Annotated in this window: 6 protein-coding genes; all 6 read right to left on the bottom strand. The window is 47.1% G+C overall.

Annotated features, from left to right (window positions below):
- Positions 1 to 120 precede the first annotated feature (120 nt).
- On the bottom strand, positions 121 to 648 hold the full coding sequence (locus tag Q0095_RS08040) for a class I SAM-dependent methyltransferase (protein ID WP_297882958.1): 528 nt from the start codon (positions 646 to 648) through the stop codon (positions 121 to 123).
- 13 nt (positions 649 to 661) lie between these two features.
- Complete coding sequence (locus Q0095_RS08045; protein ID WP_297882960.1) at positions 662 to 931, bottom strand: hypothetical protein; 270 nt, start codon at positions 929 to 931, stop codon at positions 662 to 664.
- A gap of 300 nt (positions 932 to 1231) precedes the next feature.
- Positions 1232 to 1663 (bottom strand): hypothetical protein, encoded by a 432-nt coding sequence (locus Q0095_RS08050; protein ID WP_297882962.1) that lies wholly within the window; start codon positions 1661 to 1663, stop codon positions 1232 to 1234.
- Positions 1664 to 1792: 129 nt separating this feature from the next.
- The gene (locus tag Q0095_RS08055; RefSeq protein WP_297882964.1) at positions 1793 to 2317 is read right to left on the bottom strand and encodes a hypothetical protein; all 525 of its coding nucleotides are present in this window, start codon (positions 2315 to 2317) and stop codon (positions 1793 to 1795) included.
- Positions 2310 to 2849 (bottom strand): hypothetical protein, encoded by a 540-nt coding sequence (locus Q0095_RS08060; protein ID WP_297882966.1) that lies wholly within the window; start codon positions 2847 to 2849, stop codon positions 2310 to 2312. The genes Q0095_RS08055 and Q0095_RS08060 overlap by 8 nt, the downstream gene beginning before the upstream one ends.
- Before the next feature lie 326 nt (positions 2850 to 3175).
- Positions 3176 to 3558: ABC transporter ATP-binding protein (locus Q0095_RS08065; protein WP_297882968.1), on the bottom strand; the 383-nt coding region annotated here is incomplete at its 5' end.

Here is a 3558-nt window from a genome sequence, read left to right on the forward strand (position 1 = left end):
GATGGAATAATCCATGTCTGGGAGGGTCATGAAATAGAAAAACATGAGAAATTAGTTGAATTTACAAAATCCCCCCAACGTACAAATTTAATTTATAAAAACCGCAAAAACTAAATCAATCTAAAATTTATCCGTTTTATCCACCCGCACGAACGCCCAGTGCATAAAATCCCGCTTTGGCTCGTATTTGCCGCTGTTAAAATACTTCGCTAGCCGCGCTTCCTCCGTTTCGCTTAGCTCGCCGCCAAGCCCCCAGCGCGTCTTTTGCACAAACTCCGCCGCACTTTTCGCTCCGCCGCCGTGACACCAGGCTTTGATATAGCTGAGGCTCGGTAGATAGCCCATTTGAAATAGGATGTTTAAAAGATAGACGAAGCCTGGCTTTTGCTCCACTTCGCGCCCTATCGCGTCCAAAATTTCATCATCCACGAAGCTGCCGCTCACCTTAAACGTAATATAAAGCGATTTTTTAGTCTTTGAAAGAAGCTTTGCAAGCGCGGCTTTTAGATCGTCCACCTCAAGGCAGCGCGAGGCGAAAACCACGTCGCACGCTGGCATGTCAGACCAGTCGTCCTCGAAGGCTTTTTGTGCGAATTTCGCGTTTTTTGCGCCGTAAGCTTTAGCGTTCTCGCGGGCAAATTCCAGCATTTTGGACGAAAAATCATAGCCGTAAATTTTGATCCACCTTTTCTGCCGCCAGCACGCTTAACGCGCCCGCTCCGCATGCGAAATCAAGCAACGTAGAAACGCCAGCAAAATCGACCCTGCTTATAAACTCGCGCGCATAGGCGCTTTTCATCACGCCCTCGTTGAAACTTGGCGCCTTTTTGTCCCAATGCTCGGCCAGTTTTTCGCCGAATGAGCTTTTTGCTTTTTGCGTCTTATAAAGCGCGTCAAAGTCGATCTCATCGTAGTTTGAAACTAAAATCATAATTATCCTTTCTAAAATTTTGCGGGCAGACCGCACCGATTTTTCATTAAATTTTAACGTAAATTTATGCGCCGCGCCCAAACCCGCCTGAAATTTCAAACCGCCCGGCGAGAAATACTAAGGCAAGCCCACCCCTGCGCATTTTATATGCTCGAAATTCTTTAAATTTTCACCGAATGATTGCAGTTAAATTTTAGAAAGTCCGCTCATAAATCAAAATTTTTAGTCTGTCGTCCGCGCTTGCTCGCTCCGCTTTTAACACCGCTCAAATTTATTGCAAAGCCTCCAATCTAGCCGCTATTACCTTTTGCATCGCTTGATTTTTCCTGTTTTGGCTAAAATTTGCAGCCTCTTTTTGCCGATGCGTTTGTCGGCAGCCTTTAGGATATTTGCGAGCCCCCATTCATCTGCATCGAAGTGCTTTGCAAACAGCTCCTCTTTGGGCGTGTCGATATATTCGCGGATAAGCTCGCCGATGTCGCTTATGTCGTTACCATACGGATAAATTTTCGTTAGAGCACCCTCTGCTAGGCTTTTTATGCCGCCGCTTTTTAGCACGAAATCCTTCGGGTAATCAAAAATAATCTCGTCCGCAAGCGTGATAAAATATCGCGGCAAATCCGTGCTGCCGCGCCTGCTTTGCATCCTATAGACCGCACAGTGGAGCTTAAAATCAATGCTTTCATCCACGAGTTCGTAAAGCTGTTTTTGAAGCTTGCTCCAACGTTTCATTCTGCCCCCTTATCTATTTGTCGCCTCTTGCTGTTTTGCGCGTAGCTTTTGCCGCCCTTTACGGCAATCGCCGCTCAAAGATCTGCACTTTTTCTATTTTTTGCAAATCCGCTTTAAAATTCCGCCGCGCTAAACGGTCTCCCAAAATCTCGGTTCTGTCTTGATCGCGTCTCGATTTTTCTCGCGTAAAATTTGCAAAAATTCTTTAAAGCTCGGCTCAAAAATCGAAGCGGCGGGCACAAATTTATACTCGCTCGCGCCGTCTCGTTCGGGCTTGTTCGTGCTGCCGCGTTCAAGCTCGCTCGCGTCGCCCACAAAGCAGATCCGCCAAATCCTAGCATGATTTATCCGTATTTTTGTGACTTCAAGCGCCAAAATTTGCTCAAATTTATACCTCGCCGCGAGCTTCTGTCCGCTAAAAACGTAGATGAAATCCTGATCGAACCAAAGGCTCTCACGTGAAATGAAAAACCTCTCCAGCCAAAACATAAACGGCCGCACGGAAAGCCTTTTTACCTCGCTTATCCCATCTATCGCGGCAAGCTCGCGCGAGCTAAGCTTGCGAGGGTTGCGCCAAAAAAGCGTCCAAATAATCCCGCCCAGAAGCAAAACGCTAAAAATTACGATTAAAATTTGAATTAAAGCTTCAGCCATTTAAAATTCTAAGTCCTTTTATAAATGCAAATTTCGCATCCGTATCGCCCCAAAACAAACTCCTGCCGAAATCCGCCTCCGCGCCGTTTGCAAGCTCCTCGTAAAGCTTATAAAATCGCCCTTTGTAGGTGCAATCGCTTAGGCAGACGTTGAAAAACGCCTCTGCCGCGTCCCTGCCACCGAAATAATATACAAAGTAGATCGGGCGCAGATCGAAGGCGCTTAGATTTTTGTTAAATTTAGCCCCGTGTCGCATCATAAATTCCACCGCCTTTTGTTTATCTTCAAAAAGCTCAAAAATAGGCAGCGCGCAGTCCTTGATAGCCGCGCTAATCTCCCGCACGCTGAGCTCAAAGCTAGCGCCCGCGAGCTGCCAGTCGCGAAACTGCCTGCGCGGCGTGAGATAGCTCAGATACGATACGAAAATAAGGTCGGTCGAGCAGGGCGGCTCCTCTTGCATCAGCTTTTTTAGGCGCTTGCAGTAGATCGCGATCTGCGGTAGGATACTCACACTGCCAGAGTAATTGCGCATGCTGGAGCTAAAATAAATCTCAAATAAAATCTCCTTGTCGCTTGTGAGCTTCGTTAGTTTTTGCCCCTTTTACGCGGGCTTGAAGTACGTAAAATTTGCCGCGATCTCATTGCAGCCGTTTAAAAATATATCGCGTGGAGTCATGATTTTCCTTTAAATTTAGACGTTTTGCTCGCTAGCAATTCGGTTTGCTGCTTACATTGCCGCAACCGTGATCCGCAGCTTGGCGTCTTATCGGCGCGCCGTCTTGCTGCCGAAAAGTTATTCTATGCGCGCAATTTTACCCTAATTCGGCTAAATTTAACGGCGCTATGCGCCCGTAAAATTTATAATCTATCCTCGTATCTTTCGTAGTTTATGCCGTAGATTTTATCGATATTTTCGGCATTTATGAGCTGCTTGCTGCGCCCAAAAGCTAAAATTTCGCCGTCTTTTATAAACAGCGTCAAATTTGAAACAAACTTCGCGTGGCGCGGGTAGTGCGTCGTCTGCACGAAGGTATAGCCCTCATCCCCCAGCGCTTTTATCATCTCTAGTAGCTTGATCTGATTGCCAAAATCCAGCCCGTTGGTCGGCTCGTCCATAAAGATCACTTTCGCGCCCTGAACCAGCGTGCGCGCGATGTACGCCAGCTGCCGCTCACCGCCGCTGACCTTTGTGTAGGGCGCGTTTTTTAGATGCGCGATATCCATCTTTTCCAGCGCCTGTT

Origin of the sequence: uncultured Campylobacter sp., assembly GCF_938045535.1 — a bacterium.
Taxonomy (GTDB): Bacteria; Campylobacterota; Campylobacteria; order Campylobacterales; family Campylobacteraceae; genus Campylobacter_B.

Excerpts from the sequence above, each read along its gene's own strand:
- Q0095_RS08050 (WP_297882962.1), bottom strand. The coding sequence starts at position 1,663 with ATGAAACGTTGGAGCAAGCTTCAAAAACAGCTTTACGAACTCGTGGAT.
- Q0095_RS08040 (WP_297882958.1), bottom strand. The coding sequence starts at position 648 with ATGCTGGAATTTGCCCGCGAGAACGCTAAAGCTTACGGCGCAAAAAAC.
- Q0095_RS08055 (WP_297882964.1), bottom strand. The coding sequence starts at position 2,317 with ATGGCTGAAGCTTTAATTCAAATTTTAATCGTAATTTTTAGCGTTTTG.
- Q0095_RS08060 (WP_297882966.1), bottom strand. The coding sequence starts at position 2,849 with ATGCGCAATTACTCTGGCAGTGTGAGTATCCTACCGCAGATCGCGATC.
- Q0095_RS08045 (WP_297882960.1), bottom strand. The coding sequence starts at position 931 with ATGATTTTAGTTTCAAACTACGATGAGATCGACTTTGACGCGCTTTAT.